This window comes from Variovorax sp. GW460-12-1-14-LB1, assembly GCF_059423605.1.
This window is the reverse complement of record NZ_JBWKYF010000003.1, coordinates 90,692-107,073: the sequence shown is the minus strand read 5'-3', so window position 1 is coordinate 107,073 and position 16,382 is coordinate 90,692. Positions and strand designations below refer to the sequence as shown.

At 70.2% G+C, this 16,382-nt stretch carries 18 protein-coding genes; 3 read left to right on the top strand and 15 right to left on the bottom strand.

The genetic code is table 11. From position 1 onward, the window contains the following. Positions 1-221: 221 nt before the first annotated feature. The gene (ettA, locus tag AC07Y4_RS02750; protein WP_062475998.1) at positions 222-1,883 is read left to right on the top strand and encodes an energy-dependent translational throttle protein EttA; all 1,662 of its coding nucleotides are present in this window, start codon (positions 222-224) and stop codon (positions 1,881-1,883) included. Between the two features lie 75 nt (positions 1,884-1,958). On the opposite strand, the gene AC07Y4_RS02745 is transcribed toward ettA, so the two are convergent. The 4 genes from AC07Y4_RS02745 to AC07Y4_RS02730 are packed head-to-tail and all read right to left on the bottom strand — an operon-like array spanning position 1,959 to position 6,178. Then, positions 1,959-2,591, bottom strand: coding sequence for an aminotransferase class IV (locus AC07Y4_RS02745; protein ID WP_495274176.1), 633 nt, complete (start codon positions 2,589-2,591; stop codon positions 1,959-1,961). Beyond that, positions 2,588-3,718: an aminodeoxychorismate synthase component I gene (gene pabB / locus AC07Y4_RS02740; RefSeq protein WP_495274175.1), complete on the bottom strand. Its 1,131-nt coding sequence runs from the start codon at positions 3,716-3,718 to the stop codon at positions 2,588-2,590. The genes AC07Y4_RS02745 and pabB overlap by 4 nt, the downstream gene beginning before the upstream one ends. 21 nt (positions 3,719-3,739) lie before the next feature. Continuing rightward, positions 3,740-5,122, bottom strand: coding sequence for a TAXI family TRAP transporter solute-binding subunit (locus tag AC07Y4_RS02735; RefSeq protein WP_495274174.1), 1,383 nt, complete (start codon positions 5,120-5,122; stop codon positions 3,740-3,742). A gap of 27 nt (positions 5,123-5,149) precedes the next feature. Continuing rightward, positions 5,150-6,178 (bottom strand): P1 family peptidase, encoded by a 1,029-nt coding sequence (locus tag AC07Y4_RS02730; protein WP_062475992.1) that lies wholly within the window; start codon positions 6,176-6,178, stop codon positions 5,150-5,152. Between the two features lie 40 nt (positions 6,179-6,218). Between AC07Y4_RS02730 and AC07Y4_RS02725 the strand changes: the two genes are divergently transcribed. Continuing rightward, positions 6,219-7,520, top strand: a complete 1,302-nt coding sequence (locus AC07Y4_RS02725) for an NAD(P)/FAD-dependent oxidoreductase (RefSeq protein ID WP_495274173.1) — start codon at positions 6,219-6,221, stop codon at positions 7,518-7,520. Positions 7,521-7,523: 3 nt separating this feature from the next. Here AC07Y4_RS02725 and AC07Y4_RS02720 read toward each other — a convergent pair whose 3' ends face one another. The 11 genes from AC07Y4_RS02720 to AC07Y4_RS02670 all read right to left on the bottom strand — a co-directional run bounded on the left by AC07Y4_RS02720 (position 7,524) and on the right by AC07Y4_RS02670 (position 15,243). Continuing rightward, a complete protein-coding gene (locus AC07Y4_RS02720; RefSeq protein WP_062475985.1) occupies positions 7,524-7,814 on the bottom strand; it encodes a copper-binding protein in 291 nt (96 codons plus the stop codon). A gap of 48 nt (positions 7,815-7,862) precedes the next feature. Then, positions 7,863-8,312 carry a DUF411 domain-containing protein gene (locus AC07Y4_RS02715; RefSeq protein ID WP_492680591.1) on the bottom strand — a complete coding sequence of 150 codons (450 nt, stop codon included), beginning with the start codon at positions 8,310-8,312 and terminating at the stop codon, positions 7,863-7,865. A gap of 22 nt (positions 8,313-8,334) precedes the next feature. Further along, entirely contained in the window at positions 8,335-8,856 is a 522-nt protein-coding gene (locus AC07Y4_RS02710; protein ID WP_495274172.1) for a cupredoxin domain-containing protein, read from the bottom strand. A gap of 32 nt (positions 8,857-8,888) precedes the next feature. Beyond that, positions 8,889-10,277: a multicopper oxidase family protein gene (locus tag AC07Y4_RS02705; RefSeq protein ID WP_307696085.1), complete on the bottom strand. Its 1,389-nt coding sequence runs from the start codon at positions 10,275-10,277 to the stop codon at positions 8,889-8,891. Position 10,278: 1 nt separating this feature from the next. Beyond that, a complete protein-coding gene (locus AC07Y4_RS02700) occupies positions 10,279-11,778 on the bottom strand; it encodes a TolC family protein (RefSeq protein ID WP_495274171.1) in 1,500 nt (499 codons plus the stop codon). A gap of 77 nt (positions 11,779-11,855) precedes the next feature. Then, entirely contained in the window at positions 11,856-12,266 is a 411-nt protein-coding gene (locus tag AC07Y4_RS02695; protein ID WP_495274170.1) for a hypothetical protein, read from the bottom strand. A 40-nt stretch (positions 12,267-12,306) separates the two neighbouring features. After that, complete coding sequence (locus AC07Y4_RS02690) at positions 12,307-12,582, bottom strand: hypothetical protein (protein WP_492696473.1); 276 nt, start codon at positions 12,580-12,582, stop codon at positions 12,307-12,309. After that, positions 12,579-13,586, bottom strand: a complete 1,008-nt coding sequence (locus AC07Y4_RS02685; RefSeq protein ID WP_495274169.1) for a glycerophosphodiester phosphodiesterase — start codon at positions 13,584-13,586, stop codon at positions 12,579-12,581. The genes AC07Y4_RS02690 and AC07Y4_RS02685 overlap by 4 nt, the downstream gene beginning before the upstream one ends. Next, on the bottom strand, positions 13,583-14,164 hold the full coding sequence (locus AC07Y4_RS02680; protein WP_062475964.1) for a YceB family lipoprotein: 582 nt from the start codon (positions 14,162-14,164) through the stop codon (positions 13,583-13,585). Before AC07Y4_RS02680 ends, AC07Y4_RS02685 begins: the two co-directional genes overlap by 4 nt. Before the next feature lie 72 nt (positions 14,165-14,236). Next, positions 14,237-14,725 (bottom strand): GNAT family N-acetyltransferase, encoded by a 489-nt coding sequence (locus AC07Y4_RS02675; RefSeq protein WP_495274168.1) that lies wholly within the window; start codon positions 14,723-14,725, stop codon positions 14,237-14,239. An 11-nt stretch (positions 14,726-14,736) separates the two neighbouring features. Next, a complete protein-coding gene (locus AC07Y4_RS02670; RefSeq protein ID WP_495274167.1) occupies positions 14,737-15,243 on the bottom strand; it encodes a P-loop nucleotide/nucleoside kinase family protein in 507 nt (168 codons plus the stop codon). Positions 15,244-15,765: 522 nt separating this feature from the next. On the opposite strand from AC07Y4_RS02670, the gene idi reads away from it, so the two are divergent. Continuing rightward, a complete protein-coding gene (idi, locus tag AC07Y4_RS02665) occupies positions 15,766-16,311 on the top strand; it encodes an isopentenyl-diphosphate Delta-isomerase (protein ID WP_495274166.1) in 546 nt (181 codons plus the stop codon). The last annotated feature ends 71 nt before the right edge of the window (positions 16,312-16,382 follow it).

Sequence of the window (16,382 nt, the reverse complement as noted above, 5' to 3'; positions counted from 1 at the left end):
CCAGTCAAGGCAGATGAAGGTCAGGGGTGGGAGCCGGAAGACCCGCGGTGATTTGGGGTTTTCTTCGTCCCCGGCAGAGAGCCGGTTTGCGGGCAACTGGACCCGGCAACGAGGACTATTGTCGCATGAGTCGATAATCATGGGTTCGCCGCGCCCGGATCACTGTCCGGACGACCGTGCTTTTACGCAAATCCCAAGCTACCCAAGGTAATCATTCACAGATGGCTCAATACGTCTATTCGATGAACCGCGTCAGCAAGACCGTGCCGCCCAAGCGGCAGCTCTTGAAGGACATTTCGCTCTCTTTCTTCCCCGGCGCCAAGATCGGCGTGCTCGGCCTGAACGGCTCGGGCAAGTCCACGCTGCTCAAGATCATGGCGGGTGTGGACAAGGAATTCGAGGGCGAGGCCCTGCCCATGCCGGGAATGACGATCGGCTACCTGGAGCAGGAACCCAAGCTCAACGCCGAGCACACGGTGCGCGAATCGGTCGAGGAGTCCATGGGCGCGGTGTTCGCGGCCAAGGCCCGCCTCGAAGAGGTGTACATCGCCTACGGTGCCGAAGACGCCGACTTCGACGCGCTGGCGGCCGAGCAGGCCCAGCTTGAAGCCATCATCGCCACCGCCGGCACCGATTCCGAGCACCAGCTCGAAATTGCCGCCGACGCGCTGCGCCTGCCGCCGTGGGACGCCAAGATCGGCCTGCTGTCGGGTGGTGAAAAGCGCCGCGTGGCGCTGTGCCGCCTGCTGCTGTCCAAGCCCGACATGCTGCTGCTCGACGAACCGACCAACCACCTGGACGCCGAATCGGTCGAGTGGCTCGAAGTGTTCCTGCAGCGCTTCACGGGCACCGTGGTGGCCATCACCCACGATCGCTACTTCCTGGACAACGCCGCCGAGTGGATCCTGGAAATGGACCGCGGTCGCGGCATTCCCTGGAAGGGCAACTACAGCACCTGGCTCGAGCAGAAGGGCGAACGCCTGGCGCAGGAGCAAAAGAGCGAAGAAGCCCACGCCAAGGCCCTGAAGAAGGAACTCGAGTGGTCGCGCCAGAACCCGAAGGCACGCCAGGCCAAGAGCAAGTCGCGCCTGGCCCGCTTCGAAGAGCTGAGCGACATGGAATACCAGAAGCGCAACGAAACGCAGGAAATCTTCATTCCTGTGGCCGAGCGACTGGGCCAGCAGGTGTTCGAATTCCACGGCGTCAGCAAGTCCTTCGGCGACCGCATGCTGATCGACAACCTGAGCTTCACCGTGCCGCCGGGCGCGATCGTCGGCATCATCGGCCCGAACGGCGCCGGCAAGTCGACGCTGTTCAAGCTGCTCGCGGGCAAGGAAAAGCCGGACACGGGCGAGGTCGTCATCGGCCAGACCGTGAAGATGGCCTTCGTCGACCAGCACCGCGACGAACTGGCGTCCGACAAGACCGTGTGGGAAGACATCTCGAACGGCCTGGACATCATCAACGTCGGCAAGTTCCAGATGGCCAGCCGCGCGTACGCGGGCCGCTTCAACTTCAACGGCGCCGACCAGCAGAAGAAGGTCGGCACGCTGTCGGGCGGTGAACGCGGTCGCCTGCACTTGGCCAAGACGCTGATCGCGGGCGGCAACGTGCTGCTGCTGGACGAACCGTCGAACGACCTGGACGTGGAAACCCTGCGCGCCCTGGAAGACGCGCTGCTCGAGTTCGCCGGCACCGTGATGGTCATCAGCCACGACCGCTGGTTCCTCGACCGCATCGCCACGCACATCCTCGCGGCCGAAGGCGACAGCCAGTGGACCTTCTTCGACGGCAACTACCAGGAGTACGAAGCCGACAAGAAGAAGCGCCTGGGCGAAGAAGGCGCCAAGCCCAAGCGCATGCGCTACAAGGCACTCAAGTAAGACAGGACGCAGGCGGCTTCGGCCGCTTCGACGACCAGAGCGCGCGGTTCCGCAAGGGGCCGCGCGCTTTGTCGTTCAGGGGGCGCCGTGGCCGACGAGGTCCGCGTCGAGCCAGCCGCGCAGGCTGTTGACGAAGGCCAGCGCTTCGACGCGGGGCAGGTCGTCCACGCGCACGACCGCTTCGGTCAGCTGCCCTTCGCGCAGCCGACGGGCACGCCCGATGCCGTCGAGCAGCCCGCAGTGCAGCGGCGGCGTGACCCAGCGGCCGTCGAGCCGCAGCGCGATGTTGCCGCGCGTGCATTCGGTGATCTCGCCATCGCGGTTCCACAGCAGCGTGTCGAACACGCCCGGCTCGGCGGGCGCGAAGGCTTCGTAGTGCGCGCGGCGCGTGGTCTTGAAGCGCGAGAAATCGCTGTCGGCCTCATCGAAGGCGCGCGCGGCCAGCTGCAGGCGCACGCGCGGTGGCGCAGCGTCCATGGCGAAGGCCTCGGCGCGCGGTTGTCCTTGTGCATCGAGCAGCAGGCGCACGCGCCATGTGCCTGCGGCATGCGCTGCGCGCAGTTGGTCCAGGCAGGCCGTCAGGTGTGCTTCGTGCCACGGATAGCCGAAGTGCACCGCCGCGTTGCGCATGCGGGCGAAGTGCGCGGGCGCATCGCGCAGTGCGCCATCGGTCAGCGCCAGGGTTTCGAGCAGTTCGAAGGACGTCATGGTTGCGAAGATACCGCTGCGTTGAGGAAAGCACGCTTGTGCCGCCACTCGTCCCACTCCGCATCGGCCTGCGCATCGGCCGTGATGCCGCTGCCGATGCCGCAGCGCGCGGCGCCGTCGCGCAGCGTGACGGTGCGGATCGGCACGTTGAAGGTCGCGTGCCCGCCGGGCCGCACCACGCCCACGGCACCGCAGTACACGCCGCGCGCGTCGGGCTCCAGCGCGCGGATCATGCGCATGGCGCTCACCTTCGGCGCGCCGGTGATGGAACCGCAGGGGAACAGCGCCGCGAACAGGTCGGCCAGCGTCGTGCCTTCGCGCAGGCGGGCTTCCACGTCGGAGGTCATCTGCCACACGGTGGGCAGCGCCTCGGTGTGGAAGAGGCGCGGCACGCGCACCGAGAAGGGCTGGGCCACGCGCGAGAGGTCGTTGCGGATCAGGTCCACGATCATCACGTTCTCGGCGCGCTCCTTGGGCACGGTGCGCAGCCGCAGCGCGTGGGCCGCGTCCTCGGCGGGCGTGGCGCCGCGCGGCGCGGTGCCCTTCATGGGGCGCACGAGGATGCGGTCGCCGTCGCGGTCGAAGAACAGCTCGGGCGACACCGACAGCACCTGCTCGTCGCCGGTGTCGATGAAGGCGCCGTAGCCGTTGGGCTGCGCTTGCCGCAGCGCATGGAACCAGGCCTGCGCGTCGCCGTCGAAAGTGGCGTGCAGCGGCGCCGTGTAGTTGAGCTGGTACAGCACGCCGTCGGCGATGGCGCGGTGGATCGCGGCCATGTTGCGGTCGAAAGCCTCGCGCGACAGCTCGGCCGTCCACGCGACGGGCGCTACAGCGGGTGCCGGCGTATCCGGCCATGGCAACGCCTCGTCATGCACGCCGAACCACGCCAGCGGCCCGTCGGGTGCATGCACCTCGAACGCCGGGTCGAAGGCCGCGGCGGCTTCGTAGCGCAGGTGGCCGACGCACCAGCGACCTTCGCGGGCCAGCGCCTCGACGGTCTCCAGCACAGGGCGCACCTCGTGCGGCGCATGGGCGACGAGCACGCGCACCGGTGTGCCGAAGGCGGCGCGCAACCGGGTCGCCCCGTCGGTGCGCGGGTCGGCGAAATCGATCAGCGTGGACAGCAAGCGCGCGCCCGGGCCTTTTTGTCAGGTGGCCGCGCGGACCGGCGCTGCTGCTGCTGCTGCGCCCGCCGATCCCGCGAGGGCCCGCTTGCGCACCGCGTAGATGTTGTTGCGCAGCGCGTAGAGCTCGTCGGCATACGACAGCGGCACGGCCACCTTGTTGACGACGCGGTCGAGGGCGTCGAGTTCTTCCAGCAGCTTGTCGCGCTCGGCCTGGCTCTGGCCGGCGTCCACCTTGGCCTCGATGTCGCGCAGCCGCGCGTACCAGCGGAACACGCGCCGGCGCACGCGGAACTGGTACAGCGGCGGGATCACGCGGCTCAGTGGCAGCATCAGCACCAGCATGCCGCCCAGCACCAGCCACATGCGCTCGACCAGGTTGCTGGCCCAGAACGGCAGGTACCGCTGCCAGAACGGCGGCGTGCCGTTGATCGCGCGGTCGCCCTCGGGGCTCACGGGCAGTTCGCTGGTGCGGGTGTTGGGGAAGTCGCGCGCGCGGTTGAACCAGCCGGCGTCGCTGTGCACGGTCTGCGCGGCCTGCGCGAACAGCTGGCGCAGGGCCGGGTGGGTCTCGTCGCGCGACAGCAGCGAGGTGGTGGCGGCCAGCAGCGACACGTCGTGCAGCGGCAGGTCCTTCGACAAGTCGACCACGCCGCGCGGCAGCGTCACGGCCGAGAGGAACGGAAAGCGCCGCGTGTAGGCCTCGGCCTGGCCGAAGTCCATGAGCTGGATGTCGCCGGCGCGCAGCAGGCGCTGTACCTGCGGCGACTGCGGCGCCGAGAACAGCACGATGGCGTCGAGCAGCCCGGCCTGCAGCGCCTCGGCGGCGGCGGCCTGCTCGAGGTTCGACAGCAGCAGGTCGTCGGGCCCGAGCCTGTTGGCCTTGAGCAGCCGCTCCATGATCTCGGGCAGCCCGCTGCCGGGCAGGTCGACGTTCACGCGCAGGCCGCGCAGCTGCGTGAGCGAGGTCAGGGTGCTGGTCTTGCGGTCGATCTTCTGGGCGCTGTCGGTGCGGTAGAAGAGCCAGATCGGCTCGAAGAACAGCGCGCCCAGCGAGCGCAGGCCGGCCTCCTCGTCGGCCACCGGGTCGGCGCTGCCGCCGCGCACGAAGGCCACGTCGGCGCCGCCGGTGCGCAGCAGCTGCAGGTTCTCGGTCGAGCCCGAGGTGGCCTTGAGCTCGACGGTGATGCCGCTGTGCTTCAGGGCGTCCGCGTAGCGCTTGCCGAACTGCGCGTAGGCGCTGCCCGTGGGGCCGGTGGCCAGCGTCACGTGCTTGGGCGGTTGCGGCTGCAGCCACCAGTAGGCCGCAATCAGCAGGCCGATGACGATGAACACGATCGGGCCGGCCGAGGCGATCAGGTCGCGGATCGACAGCAGGATCAGCTTCAGGGTGCGGGGAAACGCCATGGGGTGCCTCGTCGTGCGGTGCGCGCGTCAGCCGCGCGGTGCGGCCAGGTCGGCGGCGCAGGGAATGTGCAGCTCGCCCACGGTCATCGCGCGCGCGGCGCGCACGGCGCGCACGGTGGCGATGGCGGTGGCCTCGGCGGCCATGGTGCTCAGCACGGTCATGCCGGGCGCATCGCCTTCGAGCGGCACGCGGCCGGTGGCCAGCGCGAACAGCGTGTCGCCGTCGCTCATGGTGTGCACCGGGTTGATGGCGCGCGCCAGGCCGTCGTGCGCCACCATGGCGAGCCGGTTGGCCTGCACCTTGGTCAGCACCGCGTCGGTGGCGATCACGCCGATGGTGGTGTTGGTGCCCGCCAGCAGCGGCTTGGGCAGCTCGCCGCGCAGCAGCGCGCGGCGCGTGTCGAGCAGGGCGCTGCCGTCCTCGGTGCGCGCGCCGGCCACGGGCAGGGCAGTGTCGGGGTCGATCACGTCGCCCAGCGAATTGACCGCGATGAGTGCGCCGACCGTGACACCACCCACGGTGACCGAGGCGGTGCCGATGCCGCCCTTCATCGCGCGGTGCACACCGAACAGCTTGCCCACCAGCGCGCCGGTGCCCGCGCCCACGTTGCCTTCGGCGGGCGCGTCGGTCGAGGCGGCTTCGCAGGCGGCGTAGCCCGCGGCCGCATCGGGGCGGATGCGCGCGTCGCCCATCGGCAGGTCGAACAGCACGGCGGCCGGCACGATGGGCAGGGTGCCGAAGCGCACGTCCATGCCGACGCCGCGTTCTTCGAGCCAGCGCATCGCGCCCTCGGCGGCGGCCAGGCCCCAGGCGCTGCCGCCCGCGAGCATGACGGCGTGCACTTCCTGCACGAGGTTGCCGGGCGAGAGCAGGTCGGTCTCGCGCGTGCCGGGCGCGGCGCCGCGCACATCGACACCGGCCACGGCGCCGTCGCGCGCAATGATCACGGTGCAGCCGGTGGGGCGGCGGGTGTCGGAGAAATGGCCGACTTCGATGCCGGCGACGTCGGTGATGGCACCGGCGCGAGAAGAGGGGGAAGAAGACGCAGCGGACATGGCGGCCGATTATGGGACCGCGACCTTTACGATCCCCACAATGACAGTTGCAAGAAGTTTCTCCCCCGAGGGCGGCAGCCGCCACGTGGTGGTGATCGGCGCGGGCGCGGTGGGCTGTGCCACCGCCATCGAGGCTCTGCGCGCGGGCCTGCGCGTGACGCTGGTGGAGCCCGGCGAGCCGGGTGGCCCGCAGGCCACGAGCTACGGCAACGCCGGCTGGCTGTCGTCGCACTCCGTGGTGCCGCCCGCGCTGCCGGGGGCCTGGCGCAAGGTGCCGGGCTGGCTGGCCGACCCGCTCGGGCCGCTGGCGTTGCGCTGGCGCCACCTGCCGCGCGCGCTGCCGTGGCTGTTGCGCTACCTGGCCTCGGGCTGGACCGAGGCGCGCGTGCAGCGCACCGCCGACGCATTGCGCACGCTGCTGGCCGATGCGCCCGCGCTGCATGCGCAACTGGCCGCCGAGGCCGGCGTGCCGCAGCTCATCGAGCGGCGCGGGCTGCTGCATGCCTACCGTTCGCGCGCCGAGTTCGACGGCGATGCGCTGGGCTGGCGCGTGCGCCGGCGCGCCGGCGTCCAGTGGGAAGAATGGCCGGCGGACGAACTGCGCCGCCGCGAGCCCGATCTGGCCGCGCGCTACACGCTCGGCATCTTCGTGCCCGAAGCCGGCCACTGCCGCAATCCGGGCGCCTACGTGGCGGCCCTGGCGCACCATGCGCTCGCTGCGGGCGCCGAACGCGTCGCCGCCCGGGCCACCGGCTTTCGCATCGAGGGCGGCCGGCTGCGCGCCGTGCGCACGGAGGCCGGCGAGATCGCCTGCGACGGCGCCGCCATCTGCGCCGGCGCGCGCTCGGGCCCGCTGGCCGCCGCGGCCGGCTCGGCGGTGCCGCTGGAGTCCGAGCGCGGCTACCACGTGGTGCTCGAAGGCGCCACGGCCGGCCCGCGCACGCCGACCATGGTGGCCGACGGCAAACTCATCGCGCACTGGATGGACGGCGGCCTGCGCGCGGCAGGCCAGGTGGAGATCGCGGGCCTCGAAGCGGCGCCCGACTGGCGCCGCGCCGAGATCCTGCACGCGCATCTGCAATCGATGTTTCCGTCGCTGGCACCGCCCGCGCCCGGCGCGCCTTCGGTGGCGCATTGGCTCGGACACCGCCCGAGCCTGCCCGACGGCCTGCCGTGCATCGGCCCGTCGGCGGCCAGCGCCGACATCGTGCTGGCCTTCGGGCATGGCCACGTCGGCCTGTGCGGCTCGGCGCGAACAGGGCGGCTGGCGGCGCAGCTGCTGGCGGGCGTTGCGGCGGAGATACCGCTGGCGCCCTTCGATCCGGGGCGCTTCAGGTCCTGAGGTTCAGTTCGCCGGCGTGATCGACAGCACGGTGAGTGCGCCGTCGACCTTGTCGACGGTGAACTTCACCTTGTCGCCGGCCTTCACCTTGGCGAGCAGCGCCGGGTCGCTCACGCGGAACACCATGGTCATGCCGGTCATCTCGAGGTTCGGGATGTCGCCGTGGCGCAGGGTGATCTTCTTGGCGTCGGTGTCGACCTTGCGGACTTCGCCGTCGACCTGGGGCAGCGCGGCCTGCGCGAACGCCGCGGCGGCGAGCACGAGGGTGGAGAGGGCGGTGAGGACTTTTTTCATGGTCGGTGTTCCTTCCTGGTTTGGATGGGATGAAGAGTGAAGAGGGGCTCAGCGGTAGCTCTGGAAGACACGCGTGCTGCCGTCGGCCAGCACCAGCAGCACGTCGTAGGCGTCGCGCTGGTCGCCGTAGGCCGGGCCGTCCATGCCGGGCGAGCCGATGGGCATGCCGGGCACGGCCAGGCCGATGGCCTTGGGCTTTTCCTTCAGCAGGCGCTGCATCTCGCGCGCCGGCACGTGGCCTTCGATGGCGTAGCCGCCGACGCGGCCGGTGTGGCACGAACCCAGCTTCGCCGGAATGCCGAGCCGCTCGCGCGCCGGGCCGTTGCCCTCGTCGTGCACGCGCGTGGCAAAGCCGTTCTTGTTGAGGTGCTTGACCCAGTCCTGGCAGCAGCCGCAGTTCGGGTCTTTCCAGATCTCGACCATCGGCGCGGCGGCCTGCGCGGCGAGCGGCAGGGACGCGGTGGCGGCGGCGAGTTTCAGGAGGGTTCGTCGTTGCATGGTGGGATTTCCTTTCAGTGGGTCATCGTGCGGGCGCGGCAGCGACCCGCACGCGCACGCGGCCGGCCATGCCGAGTTCGTAGTGGTCCTTCACGAGGCAGGCGAAGTCGAAGTCGCCGGCGCGGTTGAAGGTCCAGATCAGTTCGCCGGTCTTGCCCGGCTGCACATGCGCCATCCAGGGCTCGTCGTGCTCCATGCCGGGGTGCTTCTTCATCATGGCGGCATGGTCCTCGATGACGGCGGTGGTGCCAAGCACGAGCTCGTGCAGGTCCTTGCCGCGGTTCTTCAGCCGCAGGCGGATGGTGTCGCCTTCGCGCACCTCGAGGACCGAGGGCGTGAACGTCATGTCGTCGGCCATCGCGATGTCGATGGTGCGCTTCACGGCGCTGGCCTTGCCGGCGATGCCCCAGGCTTTCTGCTCGGGCGCGAGTGATGCGGCGGCGGCCTTGCCGGCTTCGGGTGCGTGGTTTTCGTGGGCCGTGGCGAAGGTGGTGGCGGCCGCCAGTGCGAGGCCGGCGACGAGGGGGGAGAAACGGGTGTTCATGAATGGAATCTCAAAAGATTGGATGGATGCGATCAGTGGTTGTGGGCTCCATGGCCCGAGGGCTTGCGCACGGTGGCGCTGCCGCTGTCGGGGCTCGCGGGTGCGGTGCCCGTCTTGCGCGGCGCCACCGGCGCGCCGCTGGCCGACACCTCGCGCGCGACCGTGCCGGCCGGGTGCTTGAACCAGCCCGGGTCGCGGTAGTCGCCCGGCTTCTGGTCGCGCCGCACCTTCAGCAGCGTGAACATGCCGCCCATCTCGGCCGAGCCGAAGGGGCCGGTGCCGGTCATCATGGGCACGGTGTTCTCGGGAATGGGCATCTCCATCTCGCCCATGTCGGCCATGCCCTTGTCGCCCATCACCATGTAGTCGGGCACGAGCTTCTTGATCTTCTCGGCCACGCCCTTGTGGTCCACGCCGATCATGGTCGGCACGTCGTGGCCCATCGGGCCCATCGTGTGGTGCGCCTTGTGGCAGTGCAGCGCCCAGTCGCCTTCCTCGTCGGCGATGAACTCCATCTGCCGCATCTGGCCCACCGCCACGTCCACCGACACCTCGGGCCAGCGCGCGGTGCGCGGCACGGGGCCGCCGTCGGTGCCCGTGACCTCGAACTCGTGGCCGTGGATGTGGATCGGGTGGTTGGTCATCGTGAGGTTGCCCGCGCGGATGCGCACGCGGTCGCCACGGCGCACGTTGAGCGTGTCGATGGCCGGGAACACGCGGCTGTTGAAGCTCCAGATGTTGAAGTCGGTCATGGTGTTGACCTTGGGCGTGGCGCTGCCGGGCTCCACGTCGAAGCTGCCGAGCAGGAAGCAGAAGTCGCGGTCGACCTTCTCGATCAGCGGATGCTCCGCCTTCGGGTGCGTGACCCAGAAGCCCATCATCCCCATCGCCATCTGCACCATCTCGTCGGCATGCGGGTGGTACATGAAGGTGCCGGGGCGGCGCGCCGTGAACTCGTAGACGAAGGTCTTGCCCGGCGGAATGTGCGGCTGCGTGATACCGCCCACGCCGTCCATGCCGTTGGGCAGGCGCTGGCCGTGCCAGTGCACGGTGGTGTGCTCGGGCAGCTTGTTGGTCACGAAGATGCGCACGCGGTCGCCCTCGACCACCTCGATGGTCGGGCCGGGCGACTGGCCGTTGTAGCCCCACATGTTGACCTTGAAGCCGGGCGCCATCTCGCGCACCACGGGTTCGGCGACGAGGTGGAATTCCTTGACGCCGGCGTTCATGCGCCAGGGCAGCGTCCAGCCGTTGAGCGTGACGACGGGGTTGTAGGGCCGGCCGTTGGGCGGCACCAGAGGTGGCGCGGTGGCGGTCGATGCCTGCGTCACCGGCTCGGGCAGCGCGGCCATGCTCACGCGGCTCACGGTGGTGGCGGCCACGGCCGTGGCGGCGCCCGCAAAGAAGTTGCGACGGTTCATGTCAGTGGCCTCCCGCCGCAGGTTCGTTGGTGGCCGCGGTCTGCAGGGCCGTCATGCCGCCGGGCGAGCTGCCCGTGAGCACCAGTTGAAGGTCGGTGTCGGCCAGCCAGAAGTCGCGCTGGGCCTCCATGCCGGCGTTCACGGCGAGCATGCTCGCGCGCGTTTCGCCGAGCAGTTCCCACACGCTGGCGAGCATGCCGTTGTAGCGCAGCACCATCTCTTCGTTCACCTGCTTGCGCAGCGGCAGCACCTCGTCGCGGTAGCGGCGCGCCAGGGCGTAGGCGGTGTTCCAGCCCTGCCAGGCTTCGCGCGCCTCGCTGGCGGCGAGCACGCCCACGTCGCGCACGCGTGCGGCCGACTGCAGGTACTGCGCCTCGGCGCGGCCGCTGCGGGCCTGGCCCCAGTCGAAGATCGGAATCGGCAGCTCGAGCTCGAAGCCGCGCGTGGTCGATTTCGAGCGATCGGCGTCGTTCTCGAAGGTGGTGTTGCGCACCACGCCCAGTTCCATCGCATTGATCACGCTCGTGGCGTGCGTGAGGCCGAGCGAGCCGGCCACGGCCGTGTTCTGCGCCCGCGCCGAGCGCACGTCGAGCCGGTCGCGCAGCGCCAGGGCCTGCACGTCGCCGAGTTCGGGCGCGGCCTTCGGCAGCGGCGGCAGGCGGTCGGGCAGGGTGTAGCCGGTGCGCGCGCCGCTCAGGCCCAGCAGGCGCGTGAGCTGTTCGCGGCTGGCGACGGCCGCCTGTTCGGCGCGTGCGAGCTGCGCGGACGCGTCGGCCAGCAGCAGCTGTTCGCGCGTGCGCTGCAGCGCGCTCCAGTTGCCGACCTGGGCCATGCGGTGCGCCAGTTCGGCGCCAGCCTCGGTGGCGTCCTTCGCGTCGCGCAGGTAGCTCACGCTCTGCTGCGCGGCCACCGCGCGCACCCAGGCGCGGCGGGTGTCGGCGGCCAGCAGCAGCACGCTTTGCGCCGCCTGCAGCTTGGCCGCTTCGTGCCGTTGGCCGGCCCAGCGCGCCTGCCATGGCAGCGTGAGCAGGCCCACCACGTTGAAAGTCAGCATGCGCTCGAACTCGCGTTCGCTGCCCTGCGCCAGGCGGCTGAAGGACAGCACGGGGTTCGGCAGGCTCGCGGCCTGCACGCGGTCGGCGTCGCTCAGTTGCAGCGTGGCAAAGGCGTCCTGCACGCGCGGGCTGTTGACGAGCGCGATGCGCACGGCGGCTTCGGCGTCCAGCGGCTTGGCCAGCAGCGCGTCGACGCTTTGCTGCGAGGCGTCGTCCGGCTTGCGCTGGGCCGCGGCGCCCGCCATGAGCGGGTTGCCGTCGACCAGCGCCTGCACGTCGCCCGCGCCGCCGTCGGGCGACAGGCTGGCGCAGCCGGCGAGCACCAACGCAGCGGTCAGCGCGGTGGCGGTTCTGAGGAATGAGAGGGGACTTTTTCGCCCGAGGGGCGGGCTATCTGTTCGATAGCAGGGGATGCCGGCATACGGCCGGCGAGCAAGGGAATTCACGAGCGATCTCCATGGGCAATACGGCGAACGCTGCGAGCCGGGAAGGGCTCACTGCGGACGGACTACGGGCAGGAAGATCAGGAAATGGGCGGCTTGAAGCCCAGGACGGGCTCGGCGCTGGCAAAGCGGGCCGCGTGCGCGGCCGGCGGCGCCTGGGGCGCCGCATGCGGGGTGTCGACCAGCGGCATGCCGCCGAGCGCCACCGTGTGGCAGACCTGGCAGGCGACACAGGTGCCGCAGTTCGCGTGGTCGGTGCCGTGGGACTGCTGCGAATCGCCGCTGCTGTCGTGCATGGCCGCCATGTCGTGGCCGGTGTCGGCCTCCATGGTGGCGTCATGGCAGTGCGATTCGGCGATGCCGGCTGCTGCGGCCACCACCGCCTCGGCGGCGGGCAGCGAATGCCGCACCATCTCGAGCGCCATGGCGTCGCCGAGCCAGCCGCGGATGGGCAGCAGGGCGATCATGAGGGCGAGCAGCAGGGTGCGCATGGTTGGGCGCGATGATAAACCGGGGCGGGGCGTCAGCGCCTCAAGACACCAGTTGGCCGCGGGCCTTGTCGACCCACACCTGCAGGTTGTCGAGCAGGTCCTTCTGGCTGAACGAGCAGCTTTCCTCGCTGAAGAGCGCGCTCGATTCGAGGCGGTCCAGCAGGTTCAGCAGCACCTCGCCGTAGCGCGGCGGCAGGGCGCCGAGCAGCTCGGTGCTGGCGCGCGCGGCCGTGGAGAGCGTGGCGACGGAGCCGGCGCCGCCTTGCAGCGCGGCGATGCCCGAGGCGATGGTGTCGAGTTGCGTCACGGTGCTCATGAGGTGACCTTCGCTGGTGGTGGCAGTGCCAGCCCGCGTTCGCGCATCAGGTCGCGTAGCACGTCGGGGTAGTCGGTGATCAGGCCATCGGCGCCCGCGTCCATGAGCCGCACCATGTCGGCGCGCTGGTTCACGGTCCAGGGCACGACCTTCATGCCGAGCTTCTGCGCCTCGCGGATCGCGGGGGCGCCCAGGTCGGCATGTGCCGGCGACCAGATCACCGGGCCGGTCGAGGCACCGGCCGCGGCCTTCACCAGCTGCGGCACCGAGGCGAAGCTCGCGGGGTCGAGGCCGGCGGTCCAGCGGCTGTCCTTCAGCGTGCGGGGCGTGGTGAGGTAGGCGCGCGACAGCTGCGGCGCGAGCTGGCCGACCAGCGCGAGCGTGCGCCAGTCGAAGCTCTGGATGGTCACGCGCTCGCCCACCTTCGCCTTGTCGATTTCGGCCAGCAGCGCGCGCACCATGGGCTCGGGCGCGGCGGTCTCGTCGGGCTTGGTCGGGTCGATCTTGGTCTCGATGTTGAAGTGCACCCGCGCGGCATCGGCGCCGCGCGCCTGCACTTGCGCAAACAGCGCGGCCAGCGTGGGAATGCGCTCGCCGTCGCGCGGTTGTTGCAGCGCGAACTGCTTGCCGTAGTTGCTCTCGGGGTTGAGGCGGCCCACGTCGTAGGTCTGCAGCTGTGCCAGCGTGAGCGAGCGCACGGAAGGGGCGGGCTTGGCTGTGAGCCACGCACCGCGCGCGTCGCGCGTGTGGTCGGCGTTGAGCGCCGTGTCGTGCGACACCACCACCACGCCGTCGGCCGTGAGCCCGATGTCGAGCTCGAGCGTGGTCACGCCCAGCGCCATCGCGTTGGAGAACGCGGCCAGCGTGTTCTCGGGCGCCAGGCCGCGTCCGCCGCGGTGGGCCTGCAGGTCGAAATGCTGCTTCGCCTTCGGGGCGATGGCGGCGCAGCCGGCGCCGACGAGCGCAGCGGCGATCAGGACAAGAAGAGCGGCACGTTGTTTCATTTGAGTTGCACTTTGATGCCGTTGTCTTGCACCGTGATGTCGCCGACCTCGTAGGTCTTGCGCCCGACGGTGAGTTCGTCGGCCGTGAAGCTGCGCAGGATCTGGCCCTGCAGCAGTTCCTGCGCGACCACCGCGCCGACCTTCTGCAGGCGCTCGGCGTCGCGGCCTTCCACGCCCTGCAGCTCGAGCCGCTCGGCCTTGGGCTGGTCCAGCCGCAGCGCGCGCGCCGCCGCGTCGTAGCGCAGCGCGCTGCTCACCGACACCACGCCCTGCACCGGCGAGGCCGCCAGCAGCGGGCTGGCGATGGTCAGCGTGGCCGTGATGGCCGCGCGGTTGGCGCGCCCGTCCAGGCCCAACTGCGGGTCGCGCAGCCCGACCATGAAGATCTCGGCATAGCGCTCGGCCACCGGAAAGCGCTTGGCGATCTGCGACTGCAGCTCCTCGCGCGTGGCGGTGTACTCGTTGGTGAAGAAGTTGAAGCCGGCCAGCGCCGCGAACGGCGCGGGCAGGGCGGCGGCGCCCAGCAGCGCGCGCAGCACCCGACGGCGGAAATGAGAGGGCGGGATTCGGTCGGTCATGGAGCTTGCGAGCTTGCCACAGGCGACGATGTTCCCGCCAGCGCCGAAGGGGCGCGTCGGCGTGTCGGACGGTCAGCCGTCGACGCGCAGCTCGTAGCGCGCAAACGTCCCGCCGCGCAGGTCGATGCAGCTGTGCAGCGCGAAGCCGAAGCCATCGTACAGCGTGCGCAGCGCGGTGCGGTCGGCGACGCAGTCCCGCCGCAGCCAGGGGCGCCCGAGCGCGCGGGCGTGGTCGCGTGCATGGCCCAGCAGCGCGCGCGACACGCCCCGGCCGGCCCAGGCGCGGCGCACGGCCAGCTTGTGGACGAACAGCGCGCTGCCGGGCGCGATCTCGGGCCAGAACGACGGGTCTTCCAGATCGAGGCGCATCACGCCGGCCCAGTCGCCGTTCTCTTTCGCCACCACGTAGCGGCCGGCGTCGGTGTCGCGCTGGATGCGTTCGAGGCCGGTGTCGGCGGCGCTCCAGAGCGGGCGTCCGCCCTCGGCGAGCCATTGCGCGGCTTCGGTCAACACGGCCGCGACGGCGGGCGCTTCGGTGGAAAGGGCGGGTTCGATGTGCATCGGCGCGCAGCTTACCGATCGTGGCGGATCACGTGGAAGCCTTCCTCGGCCGTGGGCGGCACGAAGTGGCGGGTGATCAGGTCGAACTGCGCGTCGGAGGTTTCGAAGGGGTGCTCGCCCGCCGCGTTGCGCGCCCGCAGCCGTGCCTTGCAGATGTCGTCCGGCACGTCGAGAAAGTGCAACTGGTGCGCCGCGCCGGCCTGCTCGAAGAGGCCGCGCGCCCAGGCCCTGTTGCTCACCGTGTTGGCTGGAAAGTCGAGCACCACCGACACGCCGGCGCGCAGCAGCGCGCAGACGTGCTCGCCCATCGCCTGCTTGAGCCGGCCCGCGGCGCGCACGTAGTCGGGCAGCGCGTGGATTTCGCCGGGGTAGAGCGCGGCGAGCCAGGTGTCTTCGCTGATGCACACGGTGGCGGGCGCCTGCGCCAGGCGCCGGGTCAGCGTGGATTTTCCGGCGCCGATCTTGCCGCAGACCATGTGCAGCACGGGCGGGGGAGATGGGGGTGGTGTCGGTGTCATTCGGTCTCCTGCGGGTGGGGAACAAACCTCGGGAGACGGACAAGAAAAACCCGCCTCCTGGGGCGGGTTGCATGGCGTGGTTTCGAACCGTGCGCTAGCCGACCCGCTCTCGCGAGAGCGGGCGAATGATCGATGCGGTGCGAAGGCGGGCCATGAGGGCGAGGTTAACCCGGCCCGGGCGCGCGGGAAAGCGCCGGCGATCACGCGTTGCCGATGGCGCGCCATTGACCGTGCGGCGCGGGCGAACCAGGAACCACGGTTCGAAATGCGCAAGAAATATCTGTGGGGCGGTTTGGGCGCATTTGTGAATCTGATTCGATATTTTTGTTATCTGTGTAATTATTTGTGTTTATTCCATTTTTTATATTCTTCGTCGATGTAATCAGTTTGAACTAATTTGAATTTCTTATTGCGGTCTGGCAAAAAATACGTGCTAAAGAAGTGAGCCGGTTTTTTCGAAGCCGCCAGGCCACGGAAATCGCAGGGCCGCGAGGCTCCGGGCCCTCACTTCTGGAACAGCTCATGGACGAATTCCTGATCGCCGTCGACGCCGAAGACCGGCCGCTGCACGCGGTCGAGAAGATGAGTGCCCACCGCGAGGGCATCCTGCACCGGGCGTTCTCGATCTTCCTGTTCGACACGCAGGGCCGGGTGCTGCTGCAGCAGCGCGCGCTGGGCAAGTACCACTCGCCCGGCCTGTGGAGCAACAGCTGCTGCGGGCATCCCCGCCCCGGCGAGGACACCGGCGCGGCCGCCCTGCGGCGGCTGCAGGAAGAGCTGGGCCTGCGGTGCGCGCTGCAGCCGGTGACGGCCTTTCTCTACCGGGAGGCGGTGTCCGCGGAACTGGTCGAGCACGAGTACGACCACGTGTTCGTGGGCATCGCGCACGACCTGCCGCAACCCGACCCCGGCGAGGTGCGCGAGTGGCGATGGCTGGCCTTGCCCGACCTGCACCGCGAACTGGCGCGGGCCCCGGCGCACTTCACCATCTGGCTGCACCGCATCGCCGAGCGCTTCGGGCCGGAAGGCCTGGGGGCCTGGCGGGAGCGCGCATTGACGGCGCATTGACGCGCGGCCCCGGCCAGGCCCGCAAGGCCCACCGATTCCCGTGGCTTTTGGTCGAATTGCACCTAACGCCA

Coding starts and splice junctions, on each gene's coding strand:
- AC07Y4_RS02690 (WP_492696473.1), bottom strand. CDS start 12,582: ATGAGCACCGTGACGCAACTCGACACCATCGCCTCGGGCATCGCCGCG.
- AC07Y4_RS02685 (WP_495274169.1), bottom strand. CDS start 13,586: ATGAAACAACGTGCCGCTCTTCTTGTCCTGATCGCCGCTGCGCTCGTC.
- AC07Y4_RS02675 (WP_495274168.1), bottom strand. CDS start 14,725: ATGCACATCGAACCCGCCCTTTCCACCGAAGCGCCCGCCGTCGCGGCC.
- idi (WP_495274166.1), top strand. CDS start 15,766: ATGGACGAATTCCTGATCGCCGTCGACGCCGAAGACCGGCCGCTGCAC.
- AC07Y4_RS02725 (WP_495274173.1), top strand. CDS start 6,219: ATGACAGTTGCAAGAAGTTTCTCCCCCGAGGGCGGCAGCCGCCACGTG.
- AC07Y4_RS02745 (WP_495274176.1), bottom strand. CDS start 2,591: ATGACGTCCTTCGAACTGCTCGAAACCCTGGCGCTGACCGATGGCGCA.
- AC07Y4_RS02715 (WP_492680591.1), bottom strand. CDS start 8,312: ATGCAACGACGAACCCTCCTGAAACTCGCCGCCGCCACCGCGTCCCTG.
- AC07Y4_RS02670 (WP_495274167.1), bottom strand. CDS start 15,243: ATGACACCGACACCACCCCCATCTCCCCCGCCCGTGCTGCACATGGTC.
- AC07Y4_RS02695 (WP_495274170.1), bottom strand. CDS start 12,266: ATGCGCACCCTGCTGCTCGCCCTCATGATCGCCCTGCTGCCCATCCGC.
- AC07Y4_RS02720 (WP_062475985.1), bottom strand. CDS start 7,814: ATGAAAAAAGTCCTCACCGCCCTCTCCACCCTCGTGCTCGCCGCCGCG.
- AC07Y4_RS02735 (WP_495274174.1), bottom strand. CDS start 5,122: ATGGCGTTTCCCCGCACCCTGAAGCTGATCCTGCTGTCGATCCGCGAC.
- AC07Y4_RS02710 (WP_495274172.1), bottom strand. CDS start 8,856: ATGAACACCCGTTTCTCCCCCCTCGTCGCCGGCCTCGCACTGGCGGCC.
- AC07Y4_RS02730 (WP_062475992.1), bottom strand. CDS start 6,178: ATGTCCGCTGCGTCTTCTTCCCCCTCTTCTCGCGCCGGTGCCATCACC.
- AC07Y4_RS02705 (WP_307696085.1), bottom strand. CDS start 10,277: ATGAACCGTCGCAACTTCTTTGCGGGCGCCGCCACGGCCGTGGCCGCC.
- ettA (WP_062475998.1), top strand. CDS start 222: ATGGCTCAATACGTCTATTCGATGAACCGCGTCAGCAAGACCGTGCCG.
- AC07Y4_RS02680 (WP_062475964.1), bottom strand. CDS start 14,164: ATGACCGACCGAATCCCGCCCTCTCATTTCCGCCGTCGGGTGCTGCGC.